Consider the following 21011-nt stretch of genomic DNA (forward strand, 5'->3'; position numbering starts at 1 on the left):
TGCTAATGGTAATGAAACTGTTAAAGAATCGATAGCTCAGACGCCTTCAAAGAAGATTTAGATGTCGCTTAAAAAGTAGAAGCCGCGTGTATGTTACGCACATATCCCATACCATAATTAAAAGTTTCATACAGGCTACAGTTTGCTTTTTTCATTCGAAAGAAAAATTTAACATTTTTGATAACCGATTTATAAAATATAGAATTGCCAAATGTTCATCTTGGTAACAATATTCTTCGGTTCTCAATCCTCTTTCAGAATAGAATATATGCCATTTTTTATTTTCTTCAACAATACATAATGATTCATCATTTACTTCATTGATTGAGTAACTATCTTCTGGTACTCCTTTACTTTTAAGATATGAATTCAATTCATTAATTTTTAACATTTTCCTATTTTCACCTTTTCCATATGCTCAGATTCTATATATGATTTAATAATTCTTACTGCGTCCCTAAATCCAATCTATCCAAACAACGGCATAATTTTGCTTGCAGCTACATTATCAATTGGTTTCAGTACCCTATATATGGTATAAGGCTTTCCATTAGAACCAGGAGGTAAGGCTCTCATAGGGTATGGTGTTCCTACTGGAGATACAGATTGTCTCCGCCTGAAAGCCCAATCGGATCCTGATTCACAAACCAACCTGCATCAGGCTTATAATACCTGAAGAAGTTGAAATGCAGCCTCGTCTCACAGTCGACATATTGGTTTTGCAGGCGGAAGGGTTGGTATGCGCTATCCGTTACTCGGGTTTCCTCTTTCAGACGACCCCAGCCGGTGTAGTTGCCGAACCATAAGAGGTTGCTGTCCTTATCGGTCATCTCACGCGGAATGCCGATTTGGTCGCAGTGAAAGTATCGGGTTTGTTGTCTACTTTCGCCGTCTGCGTTGGTCCAGTTACGTACCTGCGTCAAGGAGTCGTAGCTGTCGTATTGTAAGTATCGGTAACGGTTTCGGGCAGCCATCGGGCGTTGTAGCCGTAGCTGGTGGTGTAACCGGCGGTGTCGGTGATATTGATGGCGATTTGGTAGAGGTCGTCTGAAAAACAGAAACCACGTGCGTGTCACATACACCCTTACGTTAGGATTGAAGATTTTGTGCAGGCTACAGCTTGCTACGACTTGCCCATTTATAGAGACTGTATGACTTCTGTATATCTATCTGATTTTTTATCCCAAAAAATGTACAAATAAGTAGTATCATGCTTCATCTTCGATATATCTAACTGCCCTAGAAACATTGCGGGAATATTATCGACGATAGGCCAATCAGGCTCCTGTAACCATTTGGGATATTTATCCATACAAATGAAATGTTCCTTAATAATCTTTTTAAAAGTGGTCGCAGTCTTAGGTTTGTACTTATCATACAAGAAATTTAAATAATCCATATCAGCAGGTATCCAGTTAGGAATAGATTCCAAAATTAAATCGAATTTTTTTTCTGTCGTTGAATTCGAAGAGTACGGGATATGCTTGTAATCTAAAATTTCCCTGAAAATATCCATCAAATTTAACTTTGCATCAAGAGATGTCAAATCCTGACTAATTAAATATTCATAAGTAGAATTACTATTCATATAAGGTTTAGCTTTAGTACTTTCCAACAGGGAAATTAATTCTTGATTGGAATACAACGCCATTTCCAATTCTTCAGTTGATAATTTTTCTTCCACAAAATTCTTTAAAATTTCTATTGCTTTCATAGCTAATCTCCTAGATTCCTATAAGGGTCAAGCGCTGCATGTTGTTCTCTAGTTACTTCTCTCAAATTAAAAGGACTATGCCTATTCTTCTACCCAAGGCGTCGTAGGTGTAGGATCAAGTTTCTTTTATGCCGTCTTTTTTGAAGATTTTGGCTTTAACCAGTTGGTCATGCAGGTCGTAGAAAAAGTTCTGCACCTCGCCGTCGGCCAGTTCGCGGTGGATGAGGTTGTCGAAGTAGTCGTATTCATCATTTTTTTGTATTTCTAAAGTGTTTGGAGTTATATTTTCTTTGCGATCCATATCTTTTGTTAATTAATAATTTGGTTTTAAAATGGTTTAATTCTCTTAATTTGTTTGTATTTTATATATGGAGATATATATTTTTCAATATTTAATGTCGTTGATGAAGTATTAAAAAAACAGTATAAATCCTTATTGCATATGCAATATAAGTAATAATCATAGCCAAAATGGAACTCACAATTTCTGGAACATAATTTACACCAAATTTTTTCTCTCAAGATAAGTTTTAATAACTTAATCAAATCTTCTTCATTGGTTATTTTCTGATTGTTACTATATTGTTTTAAGTTATTGAAATTATCTAGTTCTTTTATTTTTAGAGATTTGATCTTATGTAATTTACAAATTTTTAATATAAGACAGATATATTCAGATTCAATTTTTGTGTATTCATTAAGAGAGACTATCCCTTTTCCTACATCAGAAAAACTCGTCCATTCTTCAGGCGAGGTACATAATATCTTTTTATCTTCGTTTGAGTATTTATGGTATTTTGTGATTCTATAAGAGAACTTCATTTTAATCTCCAATTCGTTTATGTGCTGCATCATACGTACCTGAGCGTATTTGCTTACTATCCAATGCCTTAGCTGAATCAGCACCATTCCAAACACCTCCATTATGACTATCTACATCAGTAGTGATAAATATAGGACATCCCGATGGAGCAGTTTTTGTTTTCTTAAGAACGGGTCGTCCATGCGATATCACACTTGTTTTCGTGTATCCCAATGCTTTTGTAGCCTTATTTTCCTCTGAAGAGGTTATAAGTCCCAAAGGATCAATCCATTCTTGAGCATTCGGTGAAAACTGATACAGATTATCCCCCCCAAAAACAACCTAATCGGGTCCTGATTCACAAACCGACCCGCATCAGGTTGTAGTGCAACCCAGCTTCATGGTCGCAAAACTGGTTCTGCAGACTGAACGGCTGGTGAGTAGTTCCGGATATGTTGGTTTCACTCTTCAGTTTACCCCAACCGTAATAATCTCCGAACCAAACCAGGTTACATTCGCCATTGGTCATCTCTCTTGGGAGGCCGATTTGGTCACAGTGGAAGTAGTGGGTTTGTTGGCGGCTTTCTCCGTCTTCGTTGATGGGGTTTCGATAGGCGAAACCGCGTGCGTGCCACACACCCTACATCGGGACTGAAGGTTATGTGCGGGCTACGGCTTGCTACATCAAAATAGAAATTTCATACAAACTACAGCTTGTTTAAGAAGTTCGGAGTTAAATTATTATGGGAAATACTCAATAGATGTATAAATATCCTGCTGAATAATCAAAAGGCCTCTCACTAAAATCCATTATGTTTTCAGATTTAAAACTCCAACCACAAGGCATATATCCATCATTAATGATTTTAAGAAGATTCAAATTTAAGTCAACTTTTATATTTTCATCTACCTTATTAATTGAATATTCTAAAAAAGCCCCTAAAACAATACTATATAATGCAAAATATGTATCATCTGTTTTTAATTTACTTTCTTTTATTTTTTCTTTTAAAAGAGATTCATGTGAATGAAAAAATTTTGCAATACATTGCCCAAATTCATTTACCATGGCCCCTTTACCAGTTGCGTTTTGAAATAAATTAAATAAATAGTCATTAGAAGCCCTTTGCACTCCTTCCCATAACTCATCATTAGCAATCCATTTTTTTGCATCTTTTAAGGTTACTATTTTTTTACAAGAAAATGGATAAGGTTGTTTTCTTTGCTCTTCTGGGAAATCTCCTACTTTTCTTAGCCAATTATCAAAATAAAGGTTACGTTGAAATTCGTTAAGAATAGAAGTTATTGTTTCTTTATTCATTATTTTACCTATTTTTCCTTTTTTACTATTACTTTTAGAAATTGGTGCAGTACAAGTATATTTTTAAAATGTTTATTTAAAGAACAAATATTTCAGACAACCTTACGGTTTGGTTAGATCTTGAACTGACTATTCGTTTAAAGATAAGGCAAATCTAAGGCCTCATCATAACTTTCATCTAAGATTTTATTAACTGAGGCGGCAAACTGAATAGCCTTCATATCAATAGTTTCAGGATTGTCAGGAATCGGAAAGACAGCTATACCTATATTATTTTCTATCAACCATGGTATTCCATCCTCTAAAAATTCTTCTATCTCAATTTCATAAATATCAGAATTCTTATCCTCAGAATTTGCCATAATTCTCGCGAATTCTAATTCAGGCCATATGGCTAAAGATGAATTTTTCTCATCTCCCCATAATATCCAATCTCCGTCTTTGTCTGCTAAAACATATAAAACTCCAGAGTCAGTTATCCTTTTTAAAGTATGCTCATAACGTTCTTGACTGGACAAATTAAGAATTGCATTTATTGCTTTTTTATGTAAACCCATTGTTAACCTCCTAATAAATAAGGTAAATCAAATTCTTCCCCATACCACTCATAAAAATAATCATTGATCATCTTGGCAAATTCAATTGGATCAAAAATAATAGTTTCTGTTTTTTCATCTATAGGAAAAATAGCTAATCTAATATTACTTTCAGACATTAAAGGAACGGTATCTTCTAAGAAGTTCTCTAGTTCCATTTCATCTATTCTCAATGCTTGAGGATTCCATTGGAGAGCTAACTCCGCAAACTCAGATTCTGGAAAGATCATTAGATATTCTTTTCCTTCATCATCTTGCAAACATATCCAGTCATCTTTTCCATCTAGTAGGTATAAAGTTTCAGTACCGGATATAGTTTTAATAGAATAATCCAATCTTTCTTTAGCTGATAATTTAACAATTGAATCACTTGCTTGTTTTGGCAGGCCCATTATTTAAATCCTTTCTACTTTCGTGAATCTTTGATTTCTTGCTCAGATTTTCCACCACATTTTTTTGATGCTCGCAAAGGTTGTCTTCGACCACCATTATCTTTTTTATACTGAAGTCTATGTAATATTCTTGTCAAAAGACACGTAAAGGTATAACTAAACCCTTTCTTACTCTCATATTTTCTCCAGTGAGCTAAATCAAAGCTAGGTGGTAATCTCAAGGACAATTTAGTAGTTTTACCTAGACTCTTACGAGTCTCTACTCTTCTAATTTCATTCTGCACCCAGCCACGGACAAAACGAGGTTGAGATTTATCAGTTGCAAGTGCCCTAATACGTTCCTGTTTTCCTGCATAACTTCTTCGCAGTCCTAAAAAATAAACCTAATTTTGAATATTAGGAGCAAACTGATACAAATTCTCTCCACCCAACAATCCAATCGGCTCCTGAATCACAAACTGACCTGCATCAGGCTCGTAGTATCTGAAGAAGTTGTAATGCAACCCCGTCTCACGGTCAGCGTACTGGTTCTGTAATCGGAAGAGCTGGTATGCGCTATCCGTTACCTTGATTTCCTCTTTCAGACGGCCTCAAAGGAGGTTGTGAGGTCGCCTGAAAAGCAGAAACCGCGTGCGTGCGTTCCGCACATATCCTACGTTGGGACTGGAGATCTCATACAGGCTTAGGCTTTCTAATACTTGCTTACATAAAAGTACGAGACCAATCATAGGTATATCTAGATTACAGTAAATCTATTATAGGTAATTCAAGAATATCTTTCGTTGTTAACTCTCTAATTTTCTTTTCAATAAAAGACAACTTCCTATTTTTCACTAATTTGTCATCATGGAAAGCATATTCGTAGATTTTTCCATTTGTTTTATTATAGACATATCCATAATAATCATCCTGATTATCCTCATCTTCAACAAAATTCATAAAGAATACTTCATCGTCTTGCTTTAATCTCTCCATTACTGCACTGTATAAATTTGGCACCTCATTTACTACAAAATTTGTACATTCTAAAACACTTTCCAGCAAAATTTTAGAAGTTAATTCCTCAGACTCCATCAACTCAACTCCTATCTTTCTAAATAGTCTACTCAGGCTTGCATCCATTTATCTATATTTCTTAATATCCTGTAAGGTAATTATACTATTTCTTAAATCATCTAAAAATAACAATTGAATTTCATATTCACGTTTTAAATTTTCGTCCTCTATTTTGTCATCTTCGGAGTATGAGAAATTCGCTAAAGCATCTTTCCAGTTAATTACGTTTTCAGCACATGCAGCAAAGTAATAACTATCAGATGATTTTTGTTGTATACCTAGTAACATATTTCGAATCGAAGCTAATAATTCTATAGTTCCTTGTGTTTCTATCATATCATTTAATGGATCATCATCATCCCAATTTATATCTTCTATAGCTTTTTGAGAGATTCCAATATTTATTTGGGAGAAATCATACCAACCAGCTTTAATGATAGCATCACAGAGTTGGTAGTTCACATTTGAATTAGTTATTTTAGTCAAATTTTCATTAATTTTTTTCTCAATGATCAGTGCATTACAGCACCAAGCTGCAAATTTACATTTCTTTTGTAAATCCATTTGATCTAAAAGAGATTGTACTCTTTCAATATGCAATTCTATATTCATAACTCATCCTTTCATTAATCATATACGCCGCTAGCATCGTCAACACTTGATCATCGTAATACTGGTTTTGCAATCTGAACGGCCGATGCGCGTGCTGATAGACACACTCATCTTTTTCAGATGACCCCAGCAGGTATAGTTGCCGAACTACAAGAGCTTGCCGTCCTTATCGGTCATCTCTCTTGGGATGCCGATTTGGTCGCAGTGGAAGTAGTGAGGTTGTTGTCGGTTTTCTCCGTCTTCGTTGATGTAGTTTTGATAGGCGAAACCGCGTGCGTACCGCACATATCCTATGTCAGAACTGAAGGTTTTATGTTAATTATTAAGTGTTTTGAATAAAGAAAATACCTGCTTGACTTCCAGATAGAAGTTTTTTCTTAACATTTTGGTCATAATAAAAATAACCAATACCATTCTGAAAAATATGTAACTTTTTATCTATATCTTCTTCTAATAATTGCAAGCAAAAATTAAACTTAGGAGAAGGATATATTATATCTTGTTCAAAATAAGGATTGCCAAAAATTTTGGATACATCCAATCCCATCCCATTATCTTCAAAGAATAAATGTTCATTTTCATTGTATTTCGCATCGGCTTCTTTATCAACTTCATCAAGTCTTTCAAAAAATTTTCTTTCCAAAGAAGTACTTCCTAAATCTTGCTTGCCGGTATCTTGTTCCCTTTCATAAAGAACAGCACAACTAAAACCATCATTTAGTAAAATTAAATCACCCTGACAATTAACAGTATATTTAGATGAAATAGAGTCTTTTACTCCTCCCAGTGCATGCTCCTCTATGGAAATAAAAACAGAGATATAATAATTTCTACGAGGAAATACATTTTCAGGTAAAAAGTCAGAATAAAGAGTAAATAGATGCGTTTGATAGGCATCAGAATTTGGAACTTTAGGCCATAATTCTAACGGAATATGGTCAGCTCCTCCTCCAATATAACCGATACTATGTGATGTTTTAGAAGAAGTAAAAAGTAATTTTGACATTTAAATTTCCTTAATAGCATTTATTTTTTTGCAAATTTTATTGCCTGTTTGTGCATTTGGAGTAAACTGATACAAATTCTCTCCACCCAACAACCCAATCGAATCCTGATTCACAAACCGACCCGCATCAGGCTCGTAACGATAATCCGCTAAATCTTATTAATTAATTGATATTTATCAATATTTTTAATTCGTCTGGTAGTTTGGCACCATTTCTATATGCCTTTGTAGCCCAAAATATGGCTTTTTCTTTATTGCCTAGTGTGAAAAATAAATCGGCTAAATTGGATTGGGCAATTGGATGTCCATTTTTTGCCGCTATCTCTAGCCATTTAAATTCCAAATCTTGATCTAAAGATACAAACATATGGTATTGATATGATTTGAATGCTGAGTTTTTATCTCCATTAGTGGCGTTCTTTTCGAGAATTTGAATTTCTTCATCTGAAATCCAATAAGTACTACCTGTTGATATAAATTTAGTCATTTGCCACCAATACCTGCTCCCAATGCTCCAGCTAACACTTCTGGGATTGGACTCTCTCTTATTGTACGTGTTTTATCATTAAGAGCTGCCGCGGCCTCATTAATTACGTTTACAACTTGTTGTAGTGATTCTACACTTTGAAATACTAGTTCTTTACTCATAAAAAATCCACTTTATTTTATTATTTTAATTATACCATGTATAAATTGAAAAACTGCAACATAAAAGTTACATTCTAACAATATTTATCCAAAAACAGTGTAATGAATTATACCCTATCTTTTATCATTCACGAGCAATACTCACACATCAACGTGTGCTTACATCTAGCTTTTCCTTCTATAAATTTACTAAAGTTAAATTTGGGGTATTAGAGGAATAGAAATATTCTCTTTCTAATCCTATAGATATGCCTATTCTGTTCGAGTTTCAGCTAAATATATTCCCCATTCAGCTAATTCTTCAGGCAAATCATAAACAGTTTTTCCATTACTTTCATAGATTTCAGAGATTCCTGGTGAGGTCTTAGAAAAAGTTTTCCAAGCTGTCACTAGTTCTTCTACAAATTGAATATTATGAGGTTCAAAAAAGTCATTAAATTTCGATAGTTCTTTACTATAAATTGTCACAACATTATAGCTATCAAGCATGATTTCATCGTGACTTTTATGTCCACCAAATCCAAACTTACTTAATCCATCATTTACAAGTAAATCACCGTATCTAATCAACAGTGCTAGACATTCTTCTCTTGAACAACCATCAATATAATAAACATCCTTATGGGATTCCTTAATAATATTCTTTGCTATCACTTTTTCTCTATCAATACTGACAGGCAATTCCAAAATAAAAAACAAGGGCTCGTCATGAATCACAATAAAGTGTTGAAAAATCTCTAATATTTTTTCTGCGTGTACATTCGCCATCAAATGATGTTCAGTTAACTTTGTAAATGATTCAAATAGGTTTTCTACCAAGCTAACTTGGTGTCCTTTTACTAAATTCAGCATTATGCGTCCTCCAGAGATTTAAACAATATCCACATTTATAATCTCATTATACCATTAAACCTCTAAAAAGACTGCAACTTCCCAGTCACAGTCTCTTATAAATCTACCTCAGTTCCTTCAAGGAAAGTTACTACAATTTGTCCAGTTTCTGAAATAGATTGATAGCATGTCAGACTATAGTATCCAGAAGCCATACTTGAACTATTACTCTGATTCTTACCCTCTATTCGGTTAGAGAAGCTACCTTCACGCTTTTCATTCTCCCTTTCGTTACAAGGTTTCTAAACTTTTACAAGTAGTGATACCGCCTCAACGTGGGTTTTAGAGGACTAAATGGAGTCTGAATTGCCTGATAGAGATGTAGTATTGATTAAGCAATCAACAAATAATGTACAAAACAAAAATAAAGTACACTGCTTAATAAGTGTACTTTATCCTTCTAATTCAGTTTTATCAATGGTTTAGCTCTAGTTTAGTCAATTGTACATAAATTTTTAGTTTTAAAAGTATATAATTAATCGTAAATTTATTTAAAGAAGGTTTAAAGATGAGCATATTATCTGATAAACTAAAAGCCAAGAGAAAAGAAAAAGGATTCTCACAAAAAACACTTTCCGAAGAAATTTGTGAGCAAAGCCAAATCAGCAAAATAGAACGTGGTAACTATATGCCTGCTGCTGATTTACTCTATAAACTTGCAAATCGGCTTCAAGTTCCCTTAGATTATTTTTTCGATGAACAGATTGAAATGACTTCCAATATAGCACCGTTTAAGAAATTAGCAGAAAAATTACTTGAAGATCGTAATTACGAGGATTTAAAATACCTCTTAAACTTAGAAAAAGAAAAGTATCAGTATCTGTCTACTGAGGATGAATTTTATCTTCTATGGATTCAAGCGATTATCCTTTTCTACTTACATAGTTCCAAAGATGAAGCTATCGCCAGTCTAGAAAACACTTTGCCAAAGCTTTCGGTCAGCTCATCTGTGTATCTTAAACTCCTCAATACTTTATCTAATTTTTATTTTTCTGTAGGGCGTGATGCAGAATACGAAGAAAATAACTCACTTCTTATCAGTTTGTATCAGGAAAAAGATTTAAACCACCAAGAGTATTTATTTGGTTATATTCGAGTTAAACATAATTTCGCCTATTATTTACACTCTAAAGGTAAGGAATTAGAAGCCGTCCAAGAAGCCTTAGAAACCATTGACTTTTGTAAACAAAAAGAGACCAGCTATCAGCTGGCGCCTCTTTTAACTATCGTTGCAAATGCCGGAAAAGATTTTTTAAAGCACGATGAAATTCTTGACTATTATTTACAGGCTCGTGATATCTGTAAAATATACGAGCACAAGCTCATGATGGCTAAGATTGATCATTTTTTAAAAGATAAGGATAGGTGACTTCAATCGTAATAAGTTATAATTACCAATTAGCTAGAAACGTAAAAGTGGAGAGGAACTAATATAGTTTTCTCCACTTTTGTTAATATCCCCTCTTCCATTTGTATCCCGCCAAACTTACTAATACAAGTAAAACTAAATTAAAGATGATAAAGAAAATCGTAAAACTAAATAATCCATTCTGTGCCAAATCTTCCGTGTAAAGTTCAGTCTCTGTAAAGAACAGATAAATTCCATATCCCTCCACGAAAATAAGAAAACTGACAAAACCAATAAGGAAAAGTCCACTGGCAATAAGAAAGAGTCTCCATAAAAGAATGAGAATTCCTCCTACTGATAAAAAAATTACTGGGACAAGGAGTAAATCATTCATGACTTTCTCCTTTCTAGTCAATCAATTGACAATAATGGGTGGCAAGAGAGGAATCAAATACCTCTAGCTTTTGAACTAAGTCCAAATACTCCTCTTTCTCATGTTCTTCAAAGTCCACACCTCGATGATTCTGAAGAGCGATTTCCAATTGACTAGTGAGCTCTCGTTTAGAAAAACTGTAATCCCCCGTCACTTCCTCAAAATGTTCCTTTAGTTCCTTGTAGGCATGGTATTCTTCAGGTGTTTGAAATCCCTGTACCAAAGCCTCTTCTAATTGATAATAGGTATCTTCCATCATAATTGTTACCTCGTTTCTTTCTATCTTTATTCTACCGCGCTTTCCTTTTCTTGTCCGCTATTTGTATCTATTTTTTACTCCAATTCAAAAGAAAGTTGTTCTTGCTTTTCTTTTCCTTTTTCATGGAATTGTCTTAAGGCCTGATCAATAATATCTAAATCCGTTTCCGTTTCAATCAATGGCGCGAGTACATCGTATTCGGCCTTTTTAGTTTGATAATCCTCTTCCTTTGGAAAGTTTTTCTCAATTTCTACCTTAGCAGTATTCCATTTATCCTTTAATTCATCCAATAAGTTCTGAGTTTTCACTTGGTCCTCTTTAATGTGATCAATCGTATGCTGAAGCCTTTGAATTGTCCCCAAAGGAGAGTACAAATCTAAACTGACAGAATATTGATTTTCTCCTACAATCTTAACAGAGAAGGTTTCAGGAAGAGGTTGATTTGTTGGAAGACTAAGCATTTTAATGTCAAATCCTCGATAACTTGCTAGGGTACGAAATTCTTTGCTGTCAGATTGATTATGACGGATAAGACGGTGTAGGGATTCACCTGCTTCAGCTCGTTGCTCAAAAGCTTGCTTACCTACTGTCATAGAAAATGATTGGTCTTTCGACATTTCAGACTGTTGAATGTCGCCTTCATACTTGCTTAATCGTTTCTCAAGAATGGGAATATTTTCTTCACAGTAAGAGATTGTATGACGATAGTGATCCTTGCTGCGTTGAAAGGCGCGTCTTTGATTTTCTAATAGAGTTAGATCATTCTCTAGTTCCATCTTATATTTGAGATATGGATTACCTGTTGCTAGTGCTTTAAAATCAGAAGCTGTCATGGTCTGTTCATCAATGTCTTCCGCAGCACGAATCGGCTCCTTAGAAGTCATAATCTGCTTAATATAACGAAGTTTGTTCTCCTGAGTTGCCCATAGATAATTATCAAATGAACCTTTGGTAATGTAGTGGTAAATATCCACTTCCTTGTTTTCATTTCCCTGTCGGATAATCCGTCCATTGCGTTGCTGAATGTCACTTGGTCTCCACGGTACATCCAGGTGATGAACTGCTTTCATCTTGCTCTGAACATTTAAACCTGTTCCTCCTTTTTCAGTTGAGGCAAGTAAGATCCGCACCTCTCCTGCATTGACCTTTCGAGACAAACTATTCTTCTTTTCATCACTATTGGCATCATGTACAAAGGCAATTTCCTTACTAGGGACTCCTCTATCAACTAATAAAGCCTTAATCTCAGAATAAACATCAAAGCCATTGTCCTTTTTCTTAGGTGTTCCAATATCTGAAAAAATCATCTGAGTAGCCTTATTTTCCATTCCTTCACGATAAATTCTTTCAACATTATCCACTACCTGAAGCAGTTTATGATTGTCTGCTAGACTATAACTAGAGTCTAATAAACGCATATCAATAGCTAGTTTCCGTGCCTCACCTGTTATCTTTAACATGTTATCCTGGCTTGGATCAACTGTTCCACATTTAACCGCATCTGACCTCATAACTAATTCTTCTAAATAGAGTTTCTGGTTTTCAGTTAACTCACTCTCAATAGGTATAATACGAGCTTCTGGAACAGGTAAATCCAACATATCTTGTGTTTGAATGTCGGCTGTTTCTTTATAGATTTTCATCAACTCAGGTAGATTGACAAACTTTTTAAATCGTTTCTTAGGTTGGTACTTATCCCCTGTAGGAGCTAATTCCATAGAGTTTTGAATTTCTCCAAAAGCACCTACCCAAGAGTCAAAATAATCAACTTGATAGCGTTTTAAGATATCCGGTTGAATGTAGTTCATCATAGTATACAACTCACTAATAGAATTGGAAACAGGTGTTCCTGTCGCAAAGACAATATTTTTAAAATCATGTTCTTCCTGAATCTGTCGAACCTTCATTTCCATATCCACGTTCTTCTTAGAGGTTGTATTGGTAATCCCTGCTACATTTCCAAGTCCAGTAATTGGACGAATATTTTTAAAGTGATGTGCTTCATCCACAAAGAGAAAATCAATTCCTAAGTTCTCAAAATCAATAAAACTATCACGATTGAAACGTTGGAGTTCTTCCAATTGTTTCTCTAGACCACTTATTGATTGTTCTGCTTCTTTAACGGTATACTTATTTTCAGAATGTGTTTTAATCTCTCGTAGTTCATTGAGTTTATCCTCGATATAATTCATCTGTCTTTCTTTACTGACAGGGATTTTTTCAAATTGAGAATCCCCAATGACAATGGCATCGTAATCTCCTGTAATAATACGTGACACAAATTGTTTTCTTCTCGCCTTCACAAAATCTTTCTTAGTGGTCACAAAGACTTTTTTAGTAGGGAAAAATTTCATGATTTCTTGGCCAAATTGAGCAGACAAACTAGAGGGCACCACATACAAGGGCTTATGAACCATCCCCAACTCTTTTAATTTAAACCCAGCACCAAGCATGGTCAAGGTCTTTCCTGAACCTACCTCATGAGCTAATAAAGCTCTTTTTTCTTCTACGATTCTTTGAATGGCATTCTCTTGATGAGGGCGAAGACTGATGTTTTGTGCCAAGCCATCAATGACTAGATGCCTACCATCATACTCTCGACTAACCGTTCGATTATAAAGACGATTGTAACTTTCTTCAATGACTTGTTGGACTTCTGGATACCGTGAGACAAATTCTTGAAAGAGCTCTTGTAAATGCTGCTCTTTTGCTCTTAGAACAGAGGTTTTTTCCAAATCTGTGATGGTCTTTTTCTTTTCCCCTTCCGTAACAGTCATAGTAATAGTCGGTTGGTTCGAATTAAGTAAATTCTCAAAAATCTTTCTTCCTGTATCATAACGTGAGCCACTGACTCCAAGACTACTATCTTTGGCACTTGGATAGCGATAAGCAAATGATGTCCTTAAATGAACCTGCCCATCGACAGGATTCACTTCAATGACTTGTTCAACATCAGGCGAAGACAATTCAAATTCACGGTTGGTAAAACATTCAAAGGCAAATTTACCATAAACGGATTGAGGAATCCAACGTGACCCTATTTTAAACTCAATATCTGCCAGATGAATCCTTGGAGGGCGAACAGATTCTAACAAATCTAAAGCATGAGACCAGTCACATTCTTGATTGTTTTCCTCTACTAATAGTTGAACTACTTCTATCTTGTTGAGAATATCTCCTGACAAAAACTGGTTCTTAGAAAGATATTTTCTTTCCCCTCTTAAATAGCTTTCTGGATCCATTAAGATCTGGTCACCCAACTCATCTAAAATAGCTACTTGGCTATGTTCAGGGTAAATTGATACCATATAGTCTATATCAACCCCTCTACCATCTGATAAACTGGAGTTTAGGGCATCTAAAGCCGTTGAAACTCTTGTAATCACTCTCTCCGGCCTAACCAATGCTTTCTCAAAGGCTAAAGATTTTTTATATTTTACTTTCTGATCTTTAGAATCAATGTATTCATCTTCTAAACTTGCTAGTAAAGAATACTTATCGTCACTATCAAATAAGTTCCGATTGACTGAGACATTCAAGTATCCAAATTGGCTTACAAACCGATCATAGTCACGATTGAGTTTACTAAGTAATACCTGAAAATCTGTCCGACTATAATCTGGATGGCGTTGGATTTCAATTAAGGCTTGATATGTCTCTCTCAAATCAACCATACCCTTAATGCGACTAATATCCTTATCCGATAAGGGGTTTTCATAAAAGACCGTTTTTTTGAACAAGCCCTTATATTTCCCTCTTTTACTCGCTTCTTCTGACTTGTATACATCTAGTGCTTCCTCATCTGTCAAATGAAGTTGCACGAATCGATCTATTTTATGTTCAGACAAGGAACTGTCCCAAGCTTTAAAATCTCCCTTCTCATCTACATAATAACTAATCTCGTCTACTTTTGAACTTTTCCGAATGCCATGCGTATCTCGATAATAAATTTGATTTCCCTCATATCCAAAAGAATATAGAGCTAAGTTCTCACGTATATGACTTGGGATAGAATTATCCACTTCTTCTTGGATAAAAACAGGTGCTTTCAAAGAATTGTCAATTTGTTTAGGTGCTTCTACATTCTCTAATGCTTTCATTATTTCAGTAGCTAATGTTTCTGATTCCCCCTTAACATTGAGGGTTCCTCCATTAAAATTACGTACCTCATATTCACCCAAAACTTGTGTATTGTATTTCCCATCAAAATAAGGATTGATCCAGACACGCTTATCCTCCTCAAAGGGAATAGAGCCACTAAAGACAAGTTCCTCCTCATTAAGATTCTTTGCTTGATCCTTTTGAAAGAATAGGAGATCTGTGGTCACTCGAGTACCTGCAATCTTTTTAAAAGCCGTATCCGGCAAACGAACTCCCCCTAAAAAATGAGTGTTGGTTTTAATCTCTTGTAAGACATTATCTGTCCGCTTATCCATTGTCCCGATAGATGAGATAATCGAAACTTGTCCCCCGTCTCTTACTAAATCAAGTGAGTGTTTGACAAAGTAGTCATGAATCATATAAGGTTTATCATAGTTTTTATCGGCAATGCGAAAATTTCCAAAAGGAACATTCGTTAAGACTAAATCAAAACTATTATTTTGATAGGGAACTTCTTCAAATCCTCGCACTTCAATATGGGTATTGGGGTGGAGTTGTTCTGCGATTGCGCCTGTCACACTGTCTAATTCAACCCCATAGAGTTCTGACTTCTCTCGTATACTTCTAGGCATCGCCGCAAAGAAGTTCCCAGTCCCCATAGAAGGATCTAGTATCCTTCCTCCTTCAAAACCATCATCCAGTAATTTTTGCCAAATCTGGCGAATAATCATTGGGTCTGTATAATAGGCTGTAAGAGAACTTTGTTTCATGGTGGAGTATTCTGATTTACTTACTAAGCTCCTAAGAGTTAAACGTTCTGATTCGTACTTTGGATTGAGTTCATCGAAAAATTCATTGGCAAGACCGCCCCAGCCGACATACTTGGCGAGTAGCTCTTGTTCTTCTGGATTCGCTTGTCGTCCCTCTTTTTCTAATCTTTTAACAAGTTCAATTGCGGCGATATTCGTTTCAATCTTTTCTCGATTTGTCTTAGGATAAAAGTCCTCTAAGTCATCTGGAAAAACAAAATCTTGAACAGTAACATCCGTCTCTTCTATACCTGAAATTAAAGGTTTTGTTTCCTTGTCCTTTTCCTTTTCATTATCTTCTTCCAGGTAGGAAAACAAATCTATTTCCTGACTTTCACTTGATGGATCAATCTCAATCTCTGAATCTTCTTTTTCAAGTTCTACATGAGACAACACTTGTTCAATCTCTTCCAAACTGTTCAAGTATAAGATAGGATTCTCTTCAAATAACTGGTTGGAATCACTGAATAGTTCTAGGCGAACCAAGTCATTTAACTGAGCATTTTCAATCGAAACCAACTGAAATACTTGTCCTTTATAACTTACTTGTGAACCAATTGGATATTCCCTCAAAGCTTCTTCTACAATTTTATCGACATTAGAAAAAGAGTTCGTTTCTTCCGTTTCCTGTTCAATATCACTTGAAGGAGATAAAGATTCCTCTACTTGATTAGACTTTTCTCTTATAGCTTTCACTTCATCAAAATGAGTAATAATCTTCAGCTTTTGTGTCAGTGGGAGTTGTGTGTAGTTTTCTTCATGATGGACAAGATCCGTAACGGTATCTAAAGTAGCCATCAATTCTGAACCCAAATAGGCTAGAACATCTCCCTCTTTTTCTTCAAAATGAATCTCAAGAACCTCTTTTTTTAGTTCTTTGGAATCAACCATTAGAAGAAACTTCTCTATATCTCTACTAATGCGATCAGATAGATTATTCGCAACCCGATAGACATTGACTAAATTGACATCCTGATTCTGATAAAATACAAGCTCACTTAGTTGTTCTAGTTCTTCTTTTTCAGATTGAATGTGAAATCGAGTGGAAAGGTTATAGGTTGCGACTTCTAGAACCAAGTTTTTCTCCCAATTGCTTAATTGAGATAATTTACTTAGACCTGCTTGTCCAAAATTTCTTGTGTAACTTTCTAAATCTTGGTCATTATTTTCAGAACTGGCCTCTAGGAAAGAAACAATATCTTGATGAAAAGAATAGACATGAGGTATCTCTTTTATCTTTCCCTCTTCAGTCAAAAAACTCTCTACTAAGTCCTGCCATTTCTCATCAAAATGTTGTGCTTGATAACGAAGAAATAAGTCCATTTTCTCTCTATCTTTTGGAATTGTTCCACGAAACATAGCCAATAATTGCATTACTTCCATACTTGCTCCTTTCATCTATACGAAAATAGGAGAATCACATGATTCCCCTACAACTCTATCTCCATTTCAACCTCTTGAGGACTGGTTTCTAAATCACTAGACAAAAGAGAAACGGCATCTGTTCTCATGTAGTAAGTATATAAGTCTTCAAGGTCTTGTTCGTTTTCAATCCCTGTTTCAATACTAATCAGAGCCTGTATAAATTCCTTGTAGTGACTCTCCATCATATCTGAAATCTTTTGTTTCATTTCCATAAATACTGAAGACGGTTCAGTTATACTTGTTTGGTCTATGTCTTGTAAATCCTTTTCTAAGGGATTGGTTCCTTCTTCTACTTCCACTAAATCTGAACGTCCATCACCATCAGAATCTGCGCTAAGAGGATTGGTTCCTAGCGCCAATTCTTGAGCATCAGTCAGTCCATCTTGATCCGAATCACGTTGATAAATGGCTTCCATATACTTCCTTCTTTCCTAGTTAATCTTTTTTCACTCCAATCCTACCAAATATTCCTTGAAAGAAGTATCACAACAAAAAAAGAGAACGAGCCAAAACTGCGTTCTCCTTAAAATGATAGAATATTATTATCAAAGTAAAAAGATGACTTACAGAATCTGTAAGCCACCTAGTCAGTCGGTTTATTCTGGTGTCTGCCACCGCTTGGCCATTACGTCCAAGATTGCTATCGGATTTTGTTCTGGTGTCCGCCACCGCTTGGCCCTTATGTCCAAGATTACTATCAGATTGACCATGAGCCGACCACTCATCTACACTATTTATTCTACCTGAAAATGGTTAAAATTTCAAGTGTAAACTCTTCTATTTCGTAGTATAGGCAAAACTAATGGCACTATCTGCTTGAGAGATTTTTCTAAAGGTATAGTTAGGATTGCCACCATAGTTTGTTTCAGAAACTAGGAAAGAACCATCATCATATACTTTCTCTACAAAAGCCACATGACCGTAGATGGCTGGTGTGCCATGTGTACCTCCCACAAAAGAAACAATTGCACCTGCTCTTGGTGTAGAGCCAGTTTCCCCACCAAGACTTGAAGCTGTCGCAACCCAGTCCTGACCATTTCCCATGGTATTAATGATTGAAATCTTTTCTCCATTTCTACCTTTTAATTTTAAGCCTAACTGGTTCATACGAGCCGCAACACCCCATGTACATTGTCCATAAGCATAAGCCATACCATCTCCACCACCAGGAACAGAATGATCATACAAGTCTCCACGAACACCTTCAAGGGATTGCGGGTCACTTTTTGCCTGACCTCCATTTGTTTGGCTAAAACCTTTTTCAATTTGGTAATACCATTCCGTTGCTCTGGTTTGTCTTTCCAGTAGTTTGTCACCAGAATTTCCCTCCCAATAGGTGAGGAAGAGTTGGGCCATATTGGCTGCACTGCCTGTATTTTTAAAGAAATCCTTTAACCAACTTTGATAGTAAGGACTATCCCCATGAAGCATAAAATCAAGTTGTAGGTCTAAATCATACCATTTCTTATTTTGGGTGCGTGCATAATTTAACAAAGCTGTATGCCGTGTTGACCCATCTGCGGTATCCGTCCATTGCCCTAAACCTAGACCTCTATGAAGAATATTAGGATAAGCACCTCCATAAATGGCTGGACCTCCAATCGCTAACCAGGTTTCATCATCCCATGAGGAATCGGTAGCGCCAACTGGAGGAGATAAATAATCTCCTTCAGCTCGTTTAGGATTGATAGAAGACTCTACAGACCAATTTCCTAAAATTGCCGCAATGGCTTGGGGACTTGCCCCTTGAGATTTCAAAAACTCATAAATATGTTTCGCTCGTTCAAACTCATCTCCGCCAAACTGACCAATGGCTGGCAAGATAGTGGTCTGAAGTTGAATGACTTTTGGAAAATAAAATTGCGGATTGACATACACCAATTTTTCTTTCTTGTTTTTATACTTTTGATAGGAAACTTTCAAACCTGTATCGTCTGGTGTTTCACCAATAATATCACCCGTTAGAACTCTTGTCCCCTCAATAGCACGGTCATTATGAATAGAATACAAGGTCAATCGACTCTCATTCTCTCCTTTTCCGTTAGTGAGAATAACATCATCTCCGTCTAGAGATACAACACCATCCATTGGTGCAACAATTGTTTGGTGCGCCTTCGCTTCTAGTAGAATATACTCCTGAAGAGTAGGTTTTCCGTCTAAATCATAGTATCCATAACGATAAGTCATGGTTAGACTATCTTCGTTGCTTTTCCCCTCAAATGGATTGTCCAATTCCTGCATGGAAGCATAGACACCCTCTTCTTTTAGTTCCTTTATTTCCTCTTGATCGTCTTTCGAGAGTTTATACTTAGGAGTTTCATAGAGGTCTTGCATGGATTTCAAATCATCCCCATCGTTTAAATCATGCCACAAAGTAGACAGATAATCCTTGTAAGTTTCTGAACTAAATAAGTGAACTGGTTTGTGTAACTCATAGTCATGGAATTTAAAGTTCATATACCCCATCACATAATCAACTTTTGTGTAATAAGTAATTCCTTTGTCATTTGTGCGAGTATGTTCTGCATCTTCCCAAGTTAGGTGGGTATAAGCTTTTGTTAATTCAAATTCATCTTGTTGAATTAAACTAGCAGATGAAAATCCTAAAAAGAAGCTCATCATAAGTAAAAGAAGAAAGACTATTCCTCCAACTATCCAGGTTACAGGATTTCCAGCCGCAAATGTAAAGAAGGAAAAGGCTGCTTTTAGTTTTTGATAGATATTTCGGACAGTTGTAAGACCTTGTTTCTTTAATTTTCGAAACCGATTTTTAAGGGAACTTGGGTTATCTTTCGCTAGTTTCCATCCTTTTCCATCCTTAAAATGATGGTATCGCTCTTTTGTGTTGGTCAGTCTTTTCTTGGTAAAACGACCTGATGCTTGTCCTGTTTTGACACTAGCTTTTCCAAGGTTATAAGAAAGGCGACTGTAGCGTTTTCCTTTTCTAATTGTCTCTTGAAGTGTGCGATAGCCTTCTAAATCTTCATTATCTGAAGCTAACTCTCCACCTTCACGTCCAAGGACATAAAGAAAAGTTTTGGCTTTCCTACTGACTTTTTTGGACTTATAGGCTTGTTTAGTAGATTTTAGATCCTCTTTTGCGGCCTTGACTTCTTTCTTAGCTTTTAATTCTTCTAAACTCTTGCCTTGAAAGAAAAAATTAGATTTATGTTTAGATTCCTGACCGTAGAAAAATTTTTGATTGGTTTTTCTTTCTTTACGACCCTCTTTTCTTTCTTCTTTTGCTTCTTCCTTTGCTTCCTTAAATTGCTTCTTGGCTATTTTCAATCGTTTCCTAGCATGAGGCAACAGTCTGTCTCTTAATTCTTTGCGATTTAAAAGAGAAGGAGGACTATTTTGAAGAATATGATTGTAGTCTTCATTTGCTTGTTTTACTCTAGGCTTTGATGCTTCTCTCATCTCCTCTAGCTTTTCCTTTATCTCTTTTTTCCATTCTTTTTCATCCAGTACAGCGGAATCTTTTTTCTGTTTCTTCACCTCCTTCTTTCCTTGTTTCAAGAATTTCTTCTCAACTTTTAGACTTCTTCTAAATGCCTTTCGGGCACGTATGATTTTTCTTTTATCCTTCATTTCACTT

Annotated in this window: 27 protein-coding genes; 2 read left to right on the forward strand and 25 right to left on the reverse strand. The window is 35.7% G+C overall.

Going from position 1 to position 21011, the window contains the following annotated elements:
• Positions 1 to 151: 151 nt before the first annotated feature.
• The 20 genes from WKT08_RS00770 to WKT08_RS00860 all read right to left on the reverse strand — a co-directional run bounded on the left by WKT08_RS00770 (position 152) and on the right by WKT08_RS00860 (position 8999).
• Entirely contained in the window at positions 152 to 391 is a 240-nt protein-coding gene (locus tag WKT08_RS00770) for a hypothetical protein (protein WP_006155758.1), read from the reverse strand.
• 77 nt (positions 392 to 468) lie between these two features.
• Entirely contained in the window at positions 469 to 576 is a 108-nt protein-coding gene (locus WKT08_RS10470) for a glycohydrolase toxin TNT-related protein (RefSeq protein ID WP_445330253.1), read from the reverse strand.
• Between the two features lie 14 nt (positions 577 to 590).
• Positions 591 to 974 (reverse strand): RHS repeat-associated core domain-containing protein, encoded by a 384-nt coding sequence (locus WKT08_RS00775; RefSeq protein ID WP_340279544.1) that lies wholly within the window; start codon positions 972 to 974, stop codon positions 591 to 593.
• Between the two features lie 164 nt (positions 975 to 1138).
• A complete protein-coding gene (locus WKT08_RS00780; protein WP_340279545.1) occupies positions 1139 to 1714 on the reverse strand; it encodes a hypothetical protein in 576 nt (191 codons plus the stop codon).
• A gap of 115 nt (positions 1715 to 1829) precedes the next feature.
• Positions 1830 to 2015 (reverse strand): hypothetical protein, encoded by a 186-nt coding sequence (locus WKT08_RS00785; protein WP_340279546.1) that lies wholly within the window; start codon positions 2013 to 2015, stop codon positions 1830 to 1832.
• 26 nt (positions 2016 to 2041) lie between these two features.
• Entirely contained in the window at positions 2042 to 2623 is a 582-nt protein-coding gene (locus WKT08_RS00790; RefSeq protein ID WP_340279547.1) for a hypothetical protein, read from the reverse strand.
• Positions 2538 to 2729, reverse strand: coding sequence for a toxin C-terminal domain-containing protein (locus tag WKT08_RS00795; protein WP_340280082.1), 192 nt, complete (start codon positions 2727 to 2729; stop codon positions 2538 to 2540). Before WKT08_RS00795 ends, WKT08_RS00790 begins: the two co-directional genes overlap by 86 nt.
• 145 nt (positions 2730 to 2874) lie before the next feature.
• Positions 2875 to 3045, reverse strand: coding sequence for a hypothetical protein (locus WKT08_RS00800; protein WP_340279548.1), 171 nt, complete (start codon positions 3043 to 3045; stop codon positions 2875 to 2877).
• Positions 3046 to 3270: 225 nt separating this feature from the next.
• Positions 3271 to 3837 (reverse strand): hypothetical protein, encoded by a 567-nt coding sequence (locus WKT08_RS00805; protein WP_340279550.1) that lies wholly within the window; start codon positions 3835 to 3837, stop codon positions 3271 to 3273.
• A 137-nt stretch (positions 3838 to 3974) separates the two neighbouring features.
• The gene (locus WKT08_RS00810) at positions 3975 to 4394 is read right to left on the reverse strand and encodes a DUF2750 domain-containing protein (protein WP_340279551.1); all 420 of its coding nucleotides are present in this window, start codon (positions 4392 to 4394) and stop codon (positions 3975 to 3977) included.
• Between the two features lie 2 nt (positions 4395 to 4396).
• Positions 4397 to 4825, reverse strand: coding sequence for a DUF2750 domain-containing protein (locus WKT08_RS00815; protein ID WP_340279552.1), 429 nt, complete (start codon positions 4823 to 4825; stop codon positions 4397 to 4399).
• 14 nt (positions 4826 to 4839) lie between these two features.
• Positions 4840 to 5109, reverse strand: a complete 270-nt coding sequence (locus WKT08_RS00820; RefSeq protein ID WP_340279553.1) for a polymorphic toxin type 8 domain-containing protein — start codon at positions 5107 to 5109, stop codon at positions 4840 to 4842.
• Positions 5110 to 5208: 99 nt separating this feature from the next.
• Positions 5209 to 5409: an RHS repeat-associated core domain-containing protein gene (locus WKT08_RS00825; RefSeq protein ID WP_340280084.1), complete on the reverse strand. Its 201-nt coding sequence runs from the start codon at positions 5407 to 5409 to the stop codon at positions 5209 to 5211.
• 157 nt (positions 5410 to 5566) lie between these two features.
• Entirely contained in the window at positions 5567 to 5899 is a 333-nt protein-coding gene (locus WKT08_RS00830; protein WP_340279554.1) for a hypothetical protein, read from the reverse strand.
• A gap of 48 nt (positions 5900 to 5947) precedes the next feature.
• Entirely contained in the window at positions 5948 to 6493 is a 546-nt protein-coding gene (locus WKT08_RS00835) for a cation:proton antiporter (protein WP_340279555.1), read from the reverse strand.
• A 147-nt stretch (positions 6494 to 6640) separates the two neighbouring features.
• Positions 6641 to 6778: an RHS domain-containing protein gene (locus WKT08_RS00840; protein WP_340279556.1), complete on the reverse strand. Its 138-nt coding sequence runs from the start codon at positions 6776 to 6778 to the stop codon at positions 6641 to 6643.
• A gap of 37 nt (positions 6779 to 6815) precedes the next feature.
• Complete coding sequence (locus tag WKT08_RS00845) at positions 6816 to 7499, reverse strand: hypothetical protein (RefSeq protein ID WP_340279557.1); 684 nt, start codon at positions 7497 to 7499, stop codon at positions 6816 to 6818.
• Positions 7500 to 7662: 163 nt separating this feature from the next.
• Complete coding sequence (locus WKT08_RS00850) at positions 7663 to 7986, reverse strand: sel1 repeat family protein (RefSeq protein WP_340279558.1); 324 nt, start codon at positions 7984 to 7986, stop codon at positions 7663 to 7665.
• On the reverse strand, positions 7983 to 8147 hold the full coding sequence (locus WKT08_RS00855; protein ID WP_247912185.1) for a hypothetical protein: 165 nt from the start codon (positions 8145 to 8147) through the stop codon (positions 7983 to 7985). The genes WKT08_RS00850 and WKT08_RS00855 overlap by 4 nt, the downstream gene beginning before the upstream one ends.
• 252 nt (positions 8148 to 8399) lie before the next feature.
• Positions 8400 to 8999, reverse strand: a complete 600-nt coding sequence (locus WKT08_RS00860) for a hypothetical protein (RefSeq protein ID WP_340279559.1) — start codon at positions 8997 to 8999, stop codon at positions 8400 to 8402.
• A 547-nt stretch (positions 9000 to 9546) separates the two neighbouring features.
• Here WKT08_RS00860 and WKT08_RS00865 point away from each other — a divergent pair.
• Positions 9547 to 10407 (forward strand): helix-turn-helix domain-containing protein, encoded by an 861-nt coding sequence (locus WKT08_RS00865; protein ID WP_125394041.1) that lies wholly within the window; start codon positions 9547 to 9549, stop codon positions 10405 to 10407.
• An 82-nt stretch (positions 10408 to 10489) separates the two neighbouring features.
• Here the strand turns inward: WKT08_RS00865 and WKT08_RS00870 are convergent, their stop codons facing one another.
• The 4 genes from WKT08_RS00870 to WKT08_RS00885 all read right to left on the reverse strand — a co-directional run bounded on the left by WKT08_RS00870 (position 10490) and on the right by WKT08_RS00885 (position 17829).
• Positions 10490 to 10780 (reverse strand): DUF5966 family protein, encoded by a 291-nt coding sequence (locus WKT08_RS00870; RefSeq protein WP_199774062.1) that lies wholly within the window; start codon positions 10778 to 10780, stop codon positions 10490 to 10492.
• Between the two features lie 13 nt (positions 10781 to 10793).
• The gene (locus tag WKT08_RS00875; protein ID WP_037606821.1) at positions 10794 to 11078 is read right to left on the reverse strand and encodes a DUF5962 family protein; all 285 of its coding nucleotides are present in this window, start codon (positions 11076 to 11078) and stop codon (positions 10794 to 10796) included.
• Positions 11079 to 11152: 74 nt separating this feature from the next.
• Positions 11153 to 17371 (reverse strand): DEAD/DEAH box helicase family protein, encoded by a 6219-nt coding sequence (locus WKT08_RS00880; RefSeq protein WP_340279560.1) that lies wholly within the window; start codon positions 17369 to 17371, stop codon positions 11153 to 11155.
• Between the two features lie 47 nt (positions 17372 to 17418).
• Complete coding sequence (locus WKT08_RS00885) at positions 17419 to 17829, reverse strand: thrombospondin type 3 repeat-containing protein (RefSeq protein ID WP_000387510.1); 411 nt, start codon at positions 17827 to 17829, stop codon at positions 17419 to 17421.
• 142 nt (positions 17830 to 17971) lie between these two features.
• Between WKT08_RS00885 and WKT08_RS00890 the strand changes: the two genes are divergently transcribed.
• Entirely contained in the window at positions 17972 to 18160 is a 189-nt protein-coding gene (locus WKT08_RS00890) for a hypothetical protein (protein WP_199774063.1), read from the forward strand.
• 30 nt (positions 18161 to 18190) lie between these two features.
• Here the strand turns inward: WKT08_RS00890 and WKT08_RS00895 are convergent, their stop codons facing one another.
• A complete protein-coding gene (locus WKT08_RS00895; RefSeq protein ID WP_340279561.1) occupies positions 18191 to 21004 on the reverse strand; it encodes a phage tail tip lysozyme in 2814 nt (937 codons plus the stop codon).
• Between the last annotated feature and the right edge of the window lie 7 nt (positions 21005 to 21011).

Origin of the sequence: Streptococcus sp. HCA-5024 (assembly GCF_037890265.1) — a bacterium.
Classification (GTDB): domain Bacteria; phylum Bacillota; class Bacilli; order Lactobacillales; family Streptococcaceae; genus Streptococcus; species Streptococcus lingualis.